General features: G+C 63.7%; 13 protein-coding genes and 1 riboswitch. Of the genes, 3 read left to right on the forward strand and 10 right to left on the reverse strand.

Annotation, left to right across the window (positions count from 1 at the left end):
• Window positions 1-39: 39 nt before the first annotated feature.
• The 10 genes from Q4S41_RS01385 to Q4S41_RS01430 form a co-directional block, all read right to left on the reverse strand.
• The gene (locus tag Q4S41_RS01385) at window positions 40-825 is read right to left on the reverse strand and encodes an MIP/aquaporin family protein (protein WP_305029341.1); all 786 of its coding nucleotides are present in this window, start codon (window positions 823-825) and stop codon (window positions 40-42) included.
• 230 nt (window positions 826-1,055) lie between these two features.
• Window positions 1,056-2,201: a PA14 domain-containing protein gene (locus tag Q4S41_RS01390; protein WP_305029342.1), complete on the reverse strand. Its 1,146-nt coding sequence runs from the start codon at window positions 2,199-2,201 to the stop codon at window positions 1,056-1,058.
• A 99-nt stretch (window positions 2,202-2,300) separates the two neighbouring features.
• Window positions 2,301-2,741 carry a putative signal transducing protein gene (locus Q4S41_RS01395; RefSeq protein WP_305029343.1) on the reverse strand — a complete coding sequence of 147 codons (441 nt, stop codon included), beginning with the start codon at window positions 2,739-2,741 and terminating at the stop codon, window positions 2,301-2,303.
• A gap of 199 nt (window positions 2,742-2,940) precedes the next feature.
• Window positions 2,941-3,510 carry a hypothetical protein gene (locus tag Q4S41_RS01400; RefSeq protein ID WP_305029344.1) on the reverse strand — a complete coding sequence of 190 codons (570 nt, stop codon included), beginning with the start codon at window positions 3,508-3,510 and terminating at the stop codon, window positions 2,941-2,943.
• A gap of 49 nt (window positions 3,511-3,559) precedes the next feature.
• The gene (locus Q4S41_RS01405) at window positions 3,560-4,069 is read right to left on the reverse strand and encodes an energy transducer TonB (RefSeq protein WP_305029345.1); all 510 of its coding nucleotides are present in this window, start codon (window positions 4,067-4,069) and stop codon (window positions 3,560-3,562) included.
• 170 nt (window positions 4,070-4,239) lie between these two features.
• Window positions 4,240-4,719 (reverse strand): tetratricopeptide repeat protein, encoded by a 480-nt coding sequence (locus tag Q4S41_RS01410; RefSeq protein ID WP_305029346.1) that lies wholly within the window; start codon window positions 4,717-4,719, stop codon window positions 4,240-4,242.
• A gap of 65 nt (window positions 4,720-4,784) precedes the next feature.
• Window positions 4,785-5,741, reverse strand: a complete 957-nt coding sequence (metF, locus tag Q4S41_RS01415) for a methylenetetrahydrofolate reductase [NAD(P)H] (RefSeq protein WP_305029347.1) — start codon at window positions 5,739-5,741, stop codon at window positions 4,785-4,787.
• An 84-nt stretch (window positions 5,742-5,825) separates the two neighbouring features.
• Complete coding sequence (gene metH / locus Q4S41_RS01420; RefSeq protein WP_305029734.1) at window positions 5,826-9,512, reverse strand: methionine synthase; 3,687 nt, start codon at window positions 9,510-9,512, stop codon at window positions 5,826-5,828.
• Window positions 9,513-9,699: 187 nt separating this feature from the next.
• Window positions 9,700-9,809, reverse strand: a riboswitch (SAM riboswitch).
• A gap of 376 nt (window positions 9,810-10,185) precedes the next feature.
• Window positions 10,186-11,406 (reverse strand): molybdopterin molybdotransferase MoeA, encoded by a 1,221-nt coding sequence (locus tag Q4S41_RS01425; protein WP_305029348.1) that lies wholly within the window; start codon window positions 11,404-11,406, stop codon window positions 10,186-10,188.
• Between the two features lie 102 nt (window positions 11,407-11,508).
• The gene (locus Q4S41_RS01430) at window positions 11,509-12,576 is read right to left on the reverse strand and encodes an SDR family oxidoreductase (RefSeq protein ID WP_305029349.1); all 1,068 of its coding nucleotides are present in this window, start codon (window positions 12,574-12,576) and stop codon (window positions 11,509-11,511) included.
• Between the two features lie 276 nt (window positions 12,577-12,852).
• On the opposite strand from Q4S41_RS01430, the gene moaC reads away from it, so the two are divergent.
• The 3 genes from moaC to Q4S41_RS01445 all read left to right on the forward strand — a co-directional run bounded on the left by moaC (window position 12,853) and on the right by Q4S41_RS01445 (window position 15,403).
• Window positions 12,853-13,344, forward strand: a complete 492-nt coding sequence (gene moaC, locus Q4S41_RS01435; RefSeq protein ID WP_305029350.1) for a cyclic pyranopterin monophosphate synthase MoaC — start codon at window positions 12,853-12,855, stop codon at window positions 13,342-13,344.
• 8 nt (window positions 13,345-13,352) lie between these two features.
• Window positions 13,353-14,555 (forward strand): NTP transferase domain-containing protein, encoded by a 1,203-nt coding sequence (locus tag Q4S41_RS01440; protein WP_305029351.1) that lies wholly within the window; start codon window positions 13,353-13,355, stop codon window positions 14,553-14,555.
• 155 nt (window positions 14,556-14,710) lie between these two features.
• The gene (locus Q4S41_RS01445; protein ID WP_305029352.1) at window positions 14,711-15,403 is read left to right on the forward strand and encodes a porin family protein; all 693 of its coding nucleotides are present in this window, start codon (window positions 14,711-14,713) and stop codon (window positions 15,401-15,403) included.
• Window positions 15,404-15,493 lie beyond the last annotated feature (90 nt).

Below are 15,493 nucleotides of genomic sequence, written 5' to 3' on the forward strand. Positions count from 1 at the left end.
CCACGGAAAGGCTATGGCCCGGCTCTGGGAACTGCCCGCCTACTGCGCGGCAGCATCGGGGTAGTGGGGCGGGCGCGTGGTGGGCGGGTGGCGCTGGCAGTAGCGCCGGAATGCCTCGGCTGTGGCCCACATGGCCGCCAGTGGCCCCACAAAATAGAGCCACAGGTGCGGTGCCTCGCCGGCGGCCACGGCGGTGCCCAACGTGCGCGCCGGGTTCAGGCTCATGCCCGATAACGGCGACTCGATTACCACAAACACCGCCAGCAACAGGCCCGCCAGCGCGCCCGCCCACTTCTGACCGGTGGCCGAATGCAGCGCCCCCAACAGCCCCAGCATCAGCACGCTCGAAATCAGCATTTCGGCCCCCAAAGCCAGCGCCCAGCCGTGCGTCGCCTCAATCGGCTGGGTGGTATTGTGGCGAATAAGATGGTGGCCAAACCACGGTGCCAGCGCCCAAAACAGGCCAAAACCCGCCAGCAGCGCCCCGGCAAACTGCGCCAGCCAATACCACAGCGCATCGGCGGTATCTATGTGTCCCAGTTGCCAGAAGCCCAGCGTCACGGCCGGGTTGAAGTGCGCGCCCGAGCGTTTGCCCCAGGGCGAGTAGGCCATGGCCGCAATCAGCAGGCCCACTACCAGTCCCACGCCTACGCGCTGCACCCACTCCTGCGGCCCCAGCGCCCGCGCCACCGCCGAGTCGGGGTGGTGAAACACCACCGCCGCCAGACTCGAAGCCGTGAGAAAGGCCATGATGCCGCCGGCTTCCACCAGGTAGTGGCACCAGTGCTGGCGCAGGGCGTCGGTCATGCGGGTGGCAAAAGCCATAAGATTACGCGGGTAGATGCGCTGCTGCAACGCAGAACGGCGCGCCGGGTTGGCCGCTGGGCTGTTATTGGCCCACCCTCATAATAGAATGCTGGTTGAAGAAGCACGTCATGCTGAGCGTAGTCGAAGCAGCTCTACCGCGCAAGCAATCTGAATTATTCTCGCGGTAGAGCTGCTTCGACTGCGCTCAGCATGACGTTCATGTAGCATGATGTTCATAATAGCTTCTCTTAGAGCCGGCGCAGCGCCACGCGGCGGTTGCGCGGGCGCTGGGCGGGGTCGGCGTTGTCGGCCACGGGCTGGGTGCCGCCGTAGCCCACGGGGCGCAGCTGCCCGGCCGCCACGCCGTGGGCCGTGAGGTAGAGGCACACCACCTCAGCGCGCTGCTGCGAGAGTTGGCGGTTCAGCTCGGCATTGCCCACATTGTCGGTGTGGCCTTGCACTTCGAAACGCAGCCCGGGCTGGGCGCGGAGGGTAGCGGCCAGTCCATCGAGGGCAGTGCGCACGGCCGGCAGCAGTTTCGCCTGCCCTTGGTCGAAATACAAGTCAGGCAAGGTCACGGCCTCGCCCACGGCCAGGCTGGCCAGTCGTGCCGTGCGGTCGGAGTCGGCGGCAAGCAGACTGGGCGTTGGGCGGGGGGCTATAGCCGGCGCCGGGCGCTGCGCCACACGGGCGGTGGCTGGTTTCGGCGGCGGCACTTTGGCCAGAGCCATTGGTTTCCTGGCCAGCGGCGTAGGCACCAGGGCCTTCCTGCTGGCGATTGGGGCGGCGGGGGCGGGCACCGTAGCCGGGACAGGGGCAACGCGCTGTGCCGCCGGCCGGGGATTGTTTCTGAACAAGTAGGCGGCGGAAATAGGCACGGGCCCGGGCTCGTCGGCCGCCACGCCCCACAGATTTCGCCAGGAGGAAGAGGCCGCTGCCGTCGTTTGGGATACGGGCAGTTCCCAGGTCACAAACACGCGGGTATCGAAGCTGTACTGGCAGTAATCGACCCGCAAGCGGTAGGGCTCGCCGGCCCGGAGCGCCACCGTGGCGGTGTAGCTGCTCTGGACTTGTCCCCGCCACTCGTTCAGCACCAGCCGGTCGTTCAGCCACAGCCGAATGCCGTCGTCGACGGTGACGTGGAAAATGTAGTTGCCGCTGGTTGGCGGCACCAGCCAGCCCGTCCAGCGCACCGAGAAAGCCTCCGCCGGGAGCCCCGGCGCGGGCGGCTGCTGGCCCCAGTTGAAATTGATGGTGGCATCGCGCCGGGTCAGCACATACTTCTCGAAGTCTGTGCCTTCATAATAATCGCCTCTGAGCCCATCACCCACGGGCAAAGGCGCCTGAGCCCATGCAGGTGTGCTCACCAGCAGCCGAAGCAGCAGCGTTAGCATTGCCCCAGAGAGGCTTTTATTATTCAGCCAGGCCATATTTCTGCAACGGCATAGCTGCAAAATGTAGTATTTGCTTGCTCAAAATAAACTGCCGATTCCTTACTTAAACTCATTGCCGCAGTGGAAGCAGTGGTAGCGGTTGCCCCGCACCGGATACCGCAGCAGCACCGACAGCAACCCCGACCACAGTCCGTAGGTGTTGCGCGTGGCCGGCCCATACGCCACATCCGACGACCCGCAGCGGGGGCAGCGCGGCGTCACGGGGTCGGGCGCGTCGGCGGCGAAGGAGGCCACGTCGGGCGTGGTGGCCGGCGGCACCGGCACCGAGTGGAGCACTTCCAGCGCCGTTTCGGCGTCGCGCCGCATCACATACAGCCGCACGCCGCCCGTAATGGGGCTGTAGAGTGGCAACAGCGACACCAGATTCTCGTTGCTCAGAAAACACGGAATGCCCGCCGCTTCCAGCCGGGTGCGGGCCAGGTTGGCCGCCATGGGCTCGTAAAACGACTCAAGGAAAACAACGGAATCGGGGTTTTCCATGCGGAAAAGGTTCGGGAAAGGGAGTCCGGCGATGCAATTAGAGCGGCCCGTTCAGCAAAAGAACGTCATGTCGAGCGCAGCCGAAACATCTCGCGTGCCGTCACTAATCCAATCGATTGAGTTACTGCCACACGCGAGATGCCTCAGTTGCGCTCGACATGACGTTCTTTTTTTGTTCAGCGCACACTGAGCGCCTGCCTTATTTCCCCTGCTGCTTGGTGGCTTCGCTGATGCCCGAGGCCGCGTGGCCGGCTTGCAGGCTCACCCATTCGGCCTGGCGGGCCCGAATGGCCACCTCGTAGCGGGCCGGCATATCCAGCCGAATCTGCTTGAGCTGGTCGTTCAGGCGCTGGTACACGGCGCGGGCGTAGTCCCAGTCGCGGTCGGTCCAGGTGGCGCGCTGGGCCCGCACCTCGCGGATAAACTGGGTGTAAGCGTTGGGCAGGTCGGCGGGCGTGAGGGCGTTCACCTGGCCCGAATACGGCCCGAGCAGCTTGGTTTCCATGGCCACTTGCTGGCGCGGGTCGAGCGGGCGCGAGCGGCGGGCGCGGTTGGCGGCGTCGTATCGGGCAGTGGCTTTGCCTACGTTGGCAATTTTGCGGGTGGCCTTGCCGGCCAGCGTATCCAACTCGTGGCCGGCGTTGCGGGCGGCGGCGCGGCGCTCGTTGGGCGTCGAGTCGCAGCCGGTGAGCAAGGCGGCGGCCAGCAGCAGGCCTGCGCACAAACCCAGGCCGCGACCAGCGGCAAAACCTTCAAATCGGTAATTCATAGCAAGCCATTAAGAGTAGCGGGGAGGGCAAAAAGTGCCCCGCCGCCTTCTACGGCTGGGCCAGGCGAAAGGTAAGCGTCAGCTCGTACTCGGCGGCCACGGCGCGGCTGCCTACTTTGGCCGGAATCCACTCGTTGGGGATGGTGCGGGCCACGCGCAGGGCCTCCTGGTCGCAGCCGCCTCCGATGCTGCGCAGCACCCGGTGCCCGCTGGCCCGCCCCAGCGTATCCACCGCAAAGCCGACCGTGACCTGGCCCTGAATGTTGCGTTCCTGGGCCTGTTGCGGGTACTGCAGCTGGGTGGTGTAGGCAGCCAGGGCCGGGTCGCCGCCAATAAACAGCGGCGGGCGGTCCACGGCGTGGCGCTGCCACTGGCCGGGCGTGGCTTCAATGTTGTAAATGAACTCGCCACTGGGCCGGAAATACAGCAGCTCGTTGGCGGAGTGGTCGTAGCGCTGCACCACCACCCGCTCTTTCGAGGGTGTGTAGCCGTAGTATTCCCACACGCCCACCTTGGTGCGCCGGTCCAGCTGGCCACTTTCCCATTTGGTGGTGTGCAATTTTTGCGCGTTAGCGGTTAGAGTTAACAATAACAGAAGTACCTGACAAAAAGTGTAAATATAATTATTCATAGTAGCGTGGGTATTGAAGAATGAAGAAATGCTAAGGTTGCTGCCCCAAACGTTTGTTGGAGACTAAGGTAGCAAAATCTTCTTCTTTTCCGATGCTACTATTCCAGCCCGCCGCCGTCGGCCAGGCGCTCGCGCAGGTGTAGTTGCTGCTCGGGTAAGCCTGGCAGGTGCGGGCAAATGGCTGACAACCGGTTCAGTACCCGCAAAGCGTGGCCATAGTCGCCCAGCTGGCGCAAGATGCTGGCTTCTCCCCACAGCGCCCCAAAGTGCCGGGGCTCGCGCTGCAGCGTCTCGGCTATGTCAAGCAGCGACGCCCGGTACTCGCCCCGCAGGTAGTAGGCCGTAGCGCGCTTGTTCCAAGCCTCAGCAAACTCGGGCTTGAGTTGAATTATTCGGGTAAAATGTTTAATGGCCAGCGTCTGGTCTTCGGCTTGCATGGCGCGCATGCCGGCCTCCAGCTCTTTGTCGAGGGCCACGTCGCCACTCGTGAGCCACAGCTGCCAGATGCCGCTTTGCAAGGCTTCAATCTCGGCCGGCGCCGTGGCCGTGCGCAACTGGGCAAACAGGTCGTCAAGCATTTTCTGGAAGGGATTTAGAGAACAAATCAAAAGAAGAACGTCATGCTATCAGCGTTTGATTCAACCTAAAACAGCTCCTTGGCCACGCGCCGGATGCTTTCCGACTTGCCCATGCTGTAGTAATGCAGGCAGGGCACGCCGTGGGCCATCAGCTCGCGGCTTTGGTTGAGGCACCACTCGATGCCGATGGCGCGGGCGGCTTCGTTGTCGCGGCACTGGCCCACGGCCTCCACCAGCGGCTCGGGCAGGTTGAGGTAGAAGGAGCGAGGCAGCATGCTGAGCTGCGACTTGGTGGTGAGCGGCTTGAGGCCCGGGATAATGGGCACATTAATTCCGGCCGCCCGGCACAGCGTCTCGAATCGGAAAAACTCCTCGTTGTCGAAGAACATCTGGGTCACGATGTAGTCGGCCCCGCGGTCCACTTTGTGCTTCAGGTAGCGGATGTCGGCGTTGTAGTTGGGCGCTTCGAAGTGCTTCTCGGGGTAGCCGGCCGTGCCGATGCAGAAGTTGGTGGCCCAGGCTTCGTCCTGCTCCTGGTCGAGGTATTCGCCCCGGTTCAGGTTGGCCACCTGGCCGATGAGGTCGCAGGCGTAGGCGTGGCCATCGGGCTCGGGCTTGAAGATGCCTTCCGATTTGATGGGGTCGCCGCGCAGGGCCAGGATGGAATCGATGCCCAGAAAGTGCAGGTCGATGAGGGCATTTTCGGTTTCCTCCTTCGTGAAACCGCCGCAGATGAGGTGGGGCACGGTGTCCACGTCGAACCGGTTTTTGATGGCCGCGCAAATGCCCACCGTGCCGGGCCGGCGGCGAACGGTTTTCTTCTCCAACAGGCCGTTGGGGTGGTGGCGGTACACATATTCCTCGCGGTGATACGTCACGTCGATGAACGGCGGCTTGAACTCCATCAGCGGCTCGATGTTCGAGAAGAGCGTGTGGATGTTTTCGCCCTTTTTGGGCGGCAGCACCTCGAAGGAGAAGAGGGTTTTGCCGTTGGCCCGGGCGAGGTGGTCGGTAACTTTCATGGATAGTAGCGCGGACTTTTAGTCCGCGCCTGGAAGCGTTAATCAGGTGTTTCTACTCGTGCACTCGCGGACTAAAAGTCCGCGCTACTGCTTCGGCTCGTAGTTCAGGTTCGGCATCAACCAGCGCTCCAACTCGGCCAGCGGCATGTGCTTGCGTTGCGCAATGTCGGCCACCTGGTCTACGCCAATGCGGCCGAGGCCGAAGTAGCGCGAATCGGGGTGGGCGTAGTACATGCCACTCACCGACGAAGCCGGGTACATGGCCAGGTTTTCGGTGAGCGAAATACCGGTTTTGCCTTCCGCGTCGAGCAGATTAAACAACGTAATTTTCTCGGTATGGTCGGGGCAGCCGGGGTAGCCGGGGGCGGGACGCACGCCGCGGTATTTCTCCTGCACGAGGTCCTCGTTGGTGAGGTGCTCGTCGGGCGCATAGCCCCAGAACTCGCGGCGCACCCGCTCGTGCAGGCGCTCGGCGAAGGCTTCGGCCAGGCGGTCGGCCAGGGCCTTCACCATGATGCTGGAGTAGTCATCGTGGTCGGCTTCGTACTGCTCGATGAGCTTTTCGATGCCGATGCCAGCCGTCACGGCAAAGCCGCCCATATAATCGGCCCGGCCCGATTCTTTCGGGGCCAGGAAATCGGAGAAGGCAATGTTAGGAATTTTCGGACCTTTCTCGCCCTGCTGGCGCAGCGTGAAAAACTCGGTGGCAACCGTTGCGCGCGAGTCGTCGGCATAGATTTCGATGGTGTCGTAATCCTTGGTATTCGCCGCCCAGAAGCCCAGCACGGCGCGGGCCGTGAGCAGCTTCCCGTCGATGATTTTTGTAAGCATGGCCTGGGCATCGGCAAAGAGCTTGGTGGCGGCTTCGCCCAGCGTTTCATCCTCCAGAATGCGCGGGTAGCGGCCTTTCAGCTCCCAAGTGTGGAAGAAAGGCGTCCAGTCGATGTACTCGGCTAGCTCGGCCAGGTCGTAGTCTTCGAGCACCTTGGCGCCGAGAAAGCTGGGCTTGGTGATGCTCACCGTGTTCCAGTCCGACTTAAAGCCGTTGGCGCGGGCGGCGTCGATGCTGAGGTAGCTTTTGTCGCGCTGGCGGCTGGCGTAGTCGGCGCGCAGGGCGGCGTAGTCGTCGGCCACGGTTTGGGCGTAGGCGCGTTCACCCGAGCCCAGCAGGCCCGCCGCCACGCCTACCGAGCGCGAAGCATCGTTCACGTGCACCACCGCGCCGCTGTAGGACGGCGCAATTTTCACGGCCGTGTGCAGGCGCGAGGTGGTGGCCCCGCCGATGAGCAGGGGCACTTTCATGCCGCGCTTTTCCATGGCCTGGGCCACGTACACCATTTCATCGAGCGAAGGTGTGATGAGGCCGGAGAGGCCAATAACGTCCACGTTCTGCTTCTGGGCTTCGTCGAGAATCTTTTCGAGCGGCACCATTACGCCGAGGTCGATGATGTCAAAGTTGTTGCAGGCCAGCACCACGCCCACGATGTTCTTGCCGATGTCATGCACGTCGCCTTTCACGGTGGCCATCAGGATTTTGCCGGCCGTCTGGCGGTCAGAGCCCTGCTTGTCGGCCAGCAAATACGGCTCCAGATAGGCCACGGCCTTCTTCATTACGCGGGCCGATTTCACCACCTGCGGCAGGAACATTTTGCCGGCCCCGAACAGGTCGCCCACCACGTTCATGCCGGCCATTAGCGGGCCTTCAATCACGTCGAGGGGCCGGGCCAGTTCCTGGCGGGCCGCCTCGGTGTCTTCGTCGATAAACTCGGTAATGCCCTTCACCAGCGCGTGCGAGAGGCGCTCCTGTACCGGCAGACTGCGCCACTCGTCGGCTTTCACCTCGGCCTTGTCCTTTTGCTTCACCGTGTCGGCAAATTCCACGAGGCGCTCGGTAGCGTCGGCGCGGCGGTTGAGCAGCACGTCTTCGGCCAATTCCAGCAAGTGGGGCTCGATTTCATCGTACACGCCGAGCTGGCCGGGGTTCACGATGCCCATATCCAGGCCGGCCCGGATGGCGTGGTAGAGGAAGGCCGTGTGCATGGCCTCGCGCACCACGTCGTTGCCGCGGAAGGAGAAGCTAATGTTGCTGATGCCGCCGCTGGTGAGCGCGCCGGGCAGGTTCTGCTTTATCCAGCGCACAGCCTCGATGAAGTCGAGCGCGTAGTTTCGGTGTTCGTCCATGCCCGTACCTACGGTCAGGATGTTGGGGTCGAAAATGATGTCGGACGGGTCGAAGCCCACTTCCTTCACCAGAATGTCGTAGCTGCGCTGGCAGATTTCGATGCGCCGCGCCAGCGAGTCGGCCTGACCGTTTTCATCGAAGGCCATGACCACCACGGCCGCGCCGTACTGGCGCACCGTGTGGGCCCGCTCGCGGAAGGCCGCTTCGCCCTCTTTCAGCGAAATGGAGTTTACGATGCTCTTGCCCTGCACGCATTTCAGGCCGGCTTCGAGCACGCTCCACTTCGAAGAGTCAATCATGACGGGCACCCGGGCAATGTCGGGCTCCGAGGCGATGAGGTGCAGGAAGGTCGTCATCACCTGCTCCGAATCGAGCATGCCCTCGTCCATGTTGATGTCGAGGACCTGCGCGCCTTCTTCCACCTGCAGGCGGGCCACGGCCAGGGCTTCCTCATACGCGCCGGTGCGGATGAGGCGGGCAAAGGCGCGCGAGCCGGTTACGTTGCAGCGCTCGCCCACGTTCACGAACAGGCTTTCCTGGGTGATGTTGAAAGGCTCCAACCCGCTCAGGCGGGTGATTGAGTTAAGAGTTAAGAGTGAAGAGTTAGGAGTTGAATCTGTTGCTTCTGCTGATTCAACTCCTAACTCTTCACTCTTAACTCTTAACTCCCTCGGCTTGTACCGCTCGGCCAGTTTGCTCAGTTCCGCGATGTGCTGGGGCGTGGTGCCACAACAACCGCCTACTACCGTCACAATGCCTTCTTTCAAATATTCCTCCACCAGCGCGGCGAATTCCTGGGCCGATTCGTCGTAGCCGCCGAAGGCGTTGGGCAGGCCGGCGTTGGGGTAGGCGGAGATGTGCACGTCGGAAATGCGGCTCAGCTCCTGCACGTACTGGCGGAGCTGGTCGGCGCCGAGGGCGCAGTTCAGGCCCACGCTCAGCAGCGGCAGATGGCGAATAGAGTTCCAGAAAGCCTCCACTGTCTGGCCCGAAAGCGTGCGGCCGGAGGCGTCGGTGATAGTGCCCGAAATCATCACGGGCACCACGCGGCCGCCTTCGTCGAAGAACTTCTGCACGGCGTAGAGCGCGGCTTTGGCGTTCAGGGTGTCGAAAATGGTTTCGATGAGCAGCGTGTCGACGCCGCCGTCCACGAGGCCGCGCACTTGCTCTAAGTAAGCCGTGGCCAGCTCATCGAAGGTCACGGCGCGGAAGCCAGGGCGGTTCACGTCGGGCGAGAGGGAGGCGGTGCGGTTGGTGGGGCCCACGGCGCCGGCCACGAAGCGCGGGCGCTCGGGCGTGCTGTACTCGTCGGCGGCCTCGCGGGCCAAGCGGGCCGACTCGTAGTTCAGCTCATACACCACGTGCTCCAAGCCGTAGTCGGCCTGGGCGATGGTAGTGCCGCTGAAGGTGTTGGTTTCCACCATGTCGGCCCCGGCGGCGAAGTATTCGGCATGAATGCCCTTGATGATGTCGGGCCGCGTGAGGCTCAGCAGGTCATTATTGCCCCGTAGCGGCTTGGGATGGTCGGCAAAGCGGGTGCCCCGGAAATCCTCCTCCGTGAGCGGGTGGCGCTGAATCATGGTGCCCATGGCGCCGTCGAGAATCAGCAGGCGCTGGCGCAGCAGCTCGGGGAGGCTGTGGCGCGCGCTTTCCGGTGCGCGTTGCGGAAAGTTTTTAGCAGGAGCGAGGGTGGCCGTGGACATTTCTTTCTGATTCGGTAAGTAGCGTACAAACGCGTATCCAGAAAGAAACCCATGCAGTGAAGCACGGTTCCGGCTGTCATCTTCTTTCACCAGAAAAAAGCGGTGAAACGGGAGTTGGCACCTACTCGCGGTAGGTTGCCAAGACGTCGTCGGGCCCGGTCCCTCAGTCTTTCTGGATAGCAGCGTAGGGCGAAGATACAACGTAACCACAAAACGACCCTGCACCGGGCCCAGACCGAAAAAGTGCGGCCCCGGCCCGCGCCAGGAGGGGCACGGGCCGGGGCCGGTTGGCGGCACCAAAAGGCGGCGCCTAATCTTTCTTCACGCAGTTCGGGACGGTTTTACCGTCCTTCTTTTTGGTGCCTTCCTGTTCGTAGCCTTTCCAGCAGGGGCCTTTTTTGGCGGTGCTTGCTTTTTTCGTCGGCATAATCGGGGCGGGTTGCGGTGAGAAAAAAAGACGGTGGCCAATGCGCCGGGCCACCCTCCACATTCAGCCGCTGGCGCTACGGCTCCTGTGGGTTTACGCAGTCATCTCCCAGGAGTTATGCAAAATTTGGGCCTACAGCGCCCACGCCGGCCACACGCTGCCGGCCGGGAACACCGCCGGCTCCGGCGGCAGCTCCAGAAACGCGGTGGCGCCCACCAGCCCCATCATGTCGCCGGAGCCGCCCACGCGGAGCGGCGTGGCCAAGCGGCGGCCCTCCGCGTCCACGGTCAGGCGCACGGGCACGAAGTGCGTGAACTGGGGCTTGAAGGTGATATCGACGGTGAGCACGGCCGGCTGGGGCGCTTCGATAGCCGCCGTTTCGGCCGCGCCTTCGGGCTGCTGCACGGCGCGCAGCCAGGGCCGCACGTAGCGGCAGGCCGTGACGAAGGTGGACACCGGGTTGCCGGGCAGCCCAAACACCACCGGCCCGCCGGCCTGCGCCCCAAACCACAGCGGCTTGCCGGGGCGCTGCTGCACTTCGTGGAAAATTTCCTCAACGTGCAGCTCGCGGAGCAGGACCGGCAGGTGGTCGGCGCGGCCCTTGCTCACGGCCCCGCTCAGCACCACGGCATCGAAGCCGGCACCCAGGATTTTGGTCAGCCCGTCGCGCAACTCGTCCAATGAGTCGGAGAGGTGAAACATCGACACCGCGGCCCCCGCCTGCGCAAACAGGGCCTGCAGCGCATACACGTTGGACCGCCGAATCTGGTGCGCCAGCGGCACGGCATTGATGCCCACCAGCTCATCGCCGGTGCTCACCACGGCCAGGCGCGGCGCGCGTAGCACGGCTACCTCGGCCGCGCCCACGGTGGCGGCCACGGCCAGCTCGGCGGGGCCGAGGCGGGTGCCGGGTAGTAGCAGGGTATCGCCGGCGCGGCGGTCAGCCGCCTGGTGGTGGATGTTGACGCCGGGCGCGGCCGGCGGCGGAATCTGGATGGTGGCGCGGTTATCGGCCAGCAGAATGTCCTCATAGCGCACTACCACATCGGTGCCAACGGGCAGCACCGCGCCCGTCATCACCTCCACGGCCTGCTGGGGGCTAAGCAGCGGCCGTGGCGACGCCCCGGCGTACTGGGCGTGCTGGATTTCGAACGCCGTTTGCCCGCCGGCCCAAGCCGCGAAGCTCACTGCAATGCCGTCCATCGCCACCCGGTTGAAGGGCGGGAAGTCGCGGTCGGCCGCCAGGGTTTCGGCCAGGATGCGGCCGGCGGCGTGGGGCAGGGCCACGGTTTCGGGCGGCAGCGGGCGGGCGGTGGCGAGGACGCGGACAGTGGCTTCGGCGGGGGAGAGCATGGGGGGGACCTGTGGCAGTGCGGGGTATTGGTAGGTCAAAGAAAACTGAACGTCATGCTGAGCGCAGCCGAAGCATGACGTTCCGGATGGGTTGTGCCAGCTCTACGGAATCAGCCGGTCTTCGCGCAGCTTGGCAAATAAATCGAAGAACGAGTCCTCCGTGCTCTGAAACACCGTGAAGCCGCGCTTGCGGCTGTTGGCCATGTCGGTCATCACCTCGATGGGCCGGCCCAGGTCCAAATCGGTGTGCCAGGGCGAGGCTAGGCGGCTTAAATCGGCTTCGGCCAAACCATGCTTCGTAGCAATGTCGCGCCACAGCTCCGCATCGCCTGCCATCTCGGCTTCCAGCGGGTGAATGCTGCCATCGAAACCCATGGCCTCCACGCCAAACCACTCGGCCAGGCGGCCCCACAGCTGGCTCCAGCGGAAAACGTCGCCATTCACCACATTATAAGCTTCGTTGCGGGCGGCTTCGGTGGTGGCGGCCCACACCAGCTGTTTGGCGATGACGCGGGCATCGGTCACGTCCGACAAGCCTTCCCACTGCGCTTTGGAGCCGGGCCAGCGGAAGGGCCGGCCGGTTTCCTTGCAAATGCTGGCGTACACGGCCAGCGTGGTGCCCAGATTCATGAGGTTGCCCACGGCCTTGCCGATGATGGTGTGCGGCCGGTGGATGCTCCAGGTAAAGCCGTCGCGCGCGGCGGCGGCGTACACTTCGTCTTCCTGGGCGTAGTAAAAGTTGTCGAGCGCCAGCCGGGGCTGCGACTCGCGCAGCGGCGTGGGCGGGGCCACGCCGCCGCTCACGTAAGCCTCAAACGGCCCCAGGTAGTGCTTCAGGCCGGTGACCAGGGCCACGTGCTGCACCGAATGTTTCGGGCCGAGGACGGCAAGCAGGTTGCGCACCATGGCGCTGTTCACGCGGATGTTTTCGGCCTCGGTGTCGTTGCGCATCCAGCTGGTAATGAAGACGTGCGTGGGCCGGATGTCAGCCAGCGCGGTTTCGAGGCTGGCGGGGGCCATCAGGTCGGCGGCCACGGGTTGCAGGCCGGGAATGTCGGTGCCGGGGCGGCGGGCCAGGCCGTAGGTGGGCCAGTGGTGGGCCAGCAGTTCCTGGGCCAGGTTGCTGCCGATGATGCCGCTGGCACCCACGACTAATGCGGTATTGCTCATACTAAATTCAGGGGAAAAGGAGCGGCTTGGGTGAGCCGATGCGGCGGAATTTGCCGGGCTGCCAGAACCGTTTGGCCCGGCAGTGGGTAGAAAACGGCTACCCGGCCCAATAGTTTGCGGCAAAACAATTCGCCGCCGCTGTTGGCTAGATGAAACGTAGCGCGGACTTTTAGTCCGCGACACCACGCCCCCCGGTTGTCGTTAAGAGGCGCGGACTAAAAGTCCGCGCTACAATCTGCCCAACGATTCGGCGCCTTCACACGTCTCTACAGCCTTATGCTCACCAAAAATTTCACCCACGTCAACGCCGCCAACCAACCCACCATGGTCGATGTCGGCCAGAAAACGCCCACCCGCCGCGTGGCCCGCGCCCACTGCCGCGTGGTGCTGGGCGAGGAGTTGCTGAGCCGCGTGCAGGCCGGCGAAATGCCCTCGCACAAAGGCCCGGTTATCCACACAGCCATCCTGGCGGGCATCATGGGCGCCAAAAAAACGGCCGACCTCATCCCGCTTTGCCACCCGCTGGGCCTGGATGATTGCAGCATCACCATTGAGCCCGATGGCCCCGCCGCCCTGCGCGTGGTGTGCACCGCCGTGGTCACGGGCCGCACCGGTGTGGAGATGGAAGCCCTGACCGGCGCCACCGTAGCCGCCCTCACCATCTACGACATGTGCAAGGCCTTTTCGCATGATATCACGATTGATAACGTGCAGCTTATTGCCAAAACCGGCGGCAAAAAAGACTTTCATCGCGCCGAAAATTCGTAAATTCCGACATGGAAAGTCAATCAGGCACAACTGTAAAACGCACCAAACACGCCGCCCTGGCCCGGCCCGATGTGGGCGAATTTGGCCGCCACGAACTGGCTATTCTGGGCGCGCCCTGCGGCGATATTCAAACGCTAGTGGCCCGGCTGCTGCCGCAACTGGCCCCGGCCCTGCGCGTGGCCTACGTGGATGCCGACCACGCTTCCGGCGACGCCGCGGCGGCGGAAGAATCGGTGGCATCTGCCGCTAAGCCCCTGCCTTATGTTGCCCATAATGGTCTTTCGGCCGAGCTGGTGGATAAAATCACCTACCGTCAGCTCAACCTCACGCGGGTGCTGGACAAGTTCTCCCAGCCCGAACTGCTGGCCCACGAAAGCATCATCCTGATAAACGGCAACCATTTCCGCGCCCGCCAGCAGGTCGTCATCGTCGACCCGCGCAAGCCGCTCGACAAGAAGCTCGACCGCCTCACCGACGTGCGCCTGATTCTCCTCGCCGAAGGCCAGACCGAATTGCCCGCCGTGCTGCGGGAGCACCTGAGCGCCGCGCCGCTGCCGCCCGTGCTGCCTCTCCACGACACGGCCAAAATAGCGGCCTTCACACGGCAGTGGTACCAGCTGGCGGTACCGGTGCTGCGCGGCCTCGTGCTGGCCGGCGGCCGCAGCGAGCGCATGCAAACCGACAAAGGGGCCCTGCACTACCACGGCCTCGACCAGCGCCAGCACACCGCCGCGCTGCTGGCCGAGTTTTGCCCCGACGTGCGCGTGTCCGTGCGCCCGGACCAGGCCGCCGAGCTGCCCGCCGGCCTCACGGCCCTGCCCGATACCTTCCTGAACCTCGGCCCGTTGGGCGGCATCCTCTCTGCCTTCCAGGCCGACCCCAACGCGGCGTGGCTGGTGCTGGCCTGCGACCTGCCTTTCCTCACCCGCAGCACGCTGGAATATCTGGTGAGCAACCGCCAGCCGGCGCGCATGGCCACCTCGTTTCGCAGCCCGTGGGATGAATTTCCGGAGCCGCTGGTGAGCATCTGGGAGCCGCGCGGCTACGGGCAGCTGCTGCGGTTTCTGAGCCTGGGCTACTCCTGCCCGCGCAAGGCCCTCATCAATTCCGACATCGAGCTGCTGGCCCCGCCCGCGCCCGATGAATTGCGCAACGTGAACACGCCCGCCGAGCGCGCCGCCGCCACGCAGGAGCTGAGCGGTAGCCGCTAGCCGTGTCCCATCTGAAAAAATAACCGCCCGCCCGGCGGTTATTTTTTGCCCTACTGCTCAGAGTATTATTTGCCCAATAGGCGTTGGGGGCGTGCGTTGGCACGTTTTTGATAGAAGTGCCCGCGACACGTCTTATCAACCAACGCTATTTAATTATGAAAAAGACTGCAATTGTAGCCGCTGCGCTGCTGGCCACGGCCGCTGTTTCATCGGCCCGGGCCCAGGGCATTCGCCTCGGCCTGCGCGCCGGGGCCAACTATTCCAACCTGGCCGGCAACATTCAGAATCAGGATACTTACAACAACAAATTCGGCTTCCTGGGCGGCGCTATGCTCAACGTGCCCATTATTCAGGACGGCTTTCTGTCGCTCCAGCCCGAGGTGTTGTATTCGCAGAAAGGCTTCGAGAACAAGCCAACTGAATACACCGGCCTGCTCGGAGCCAAGCAGCAGCGCGAGGGCAGCGTGAACTACAACTACCTCGACGTGCCCGTGCTGCTGAAAGTGCGCGCCTCGGGCCTCATTTTCGAAGCCGGCCCGCAGTATTCGTACCTGCTGAGCGCCAATAACCAGACCAAAACCACAACCACCCCGGCCCTGGGTGGCACGCCCACCACCACCGAGTCGCAGAACAAAACCGACATAAGCGGCCTCAACCGCAACGAGCTGGGCTACGTGGCCGGCGTGGGCTACGAAGCCGACAACGGATTCAGCCTGAACCTGCGCTACACCGGCGCCTTCAACGACTTCGTGAAATCCGACAACGGCACCTACTTCAACGGCGACCTGAAAAATGCCCGTCACTCGGCCTTCCAGCTCTCGCTGGGGTACCTGATTCCGAGCAAGTAGCAACTCCCTCGCTTTTCGGCTGTCATGCTGAACGCAGTGAAGCACCTTATCACGTTGGAACGGTCTGTTCTGGCGTGATAAGGTGCTTCA

The organism is Hymenobacter convexus (genome assembly GCF_030580955.1).
Lineage (GTDB): Bacteria > Bacteroidota > Bacteroidia > Cytophagales > Hymenobacteraceae > Hymenobacter.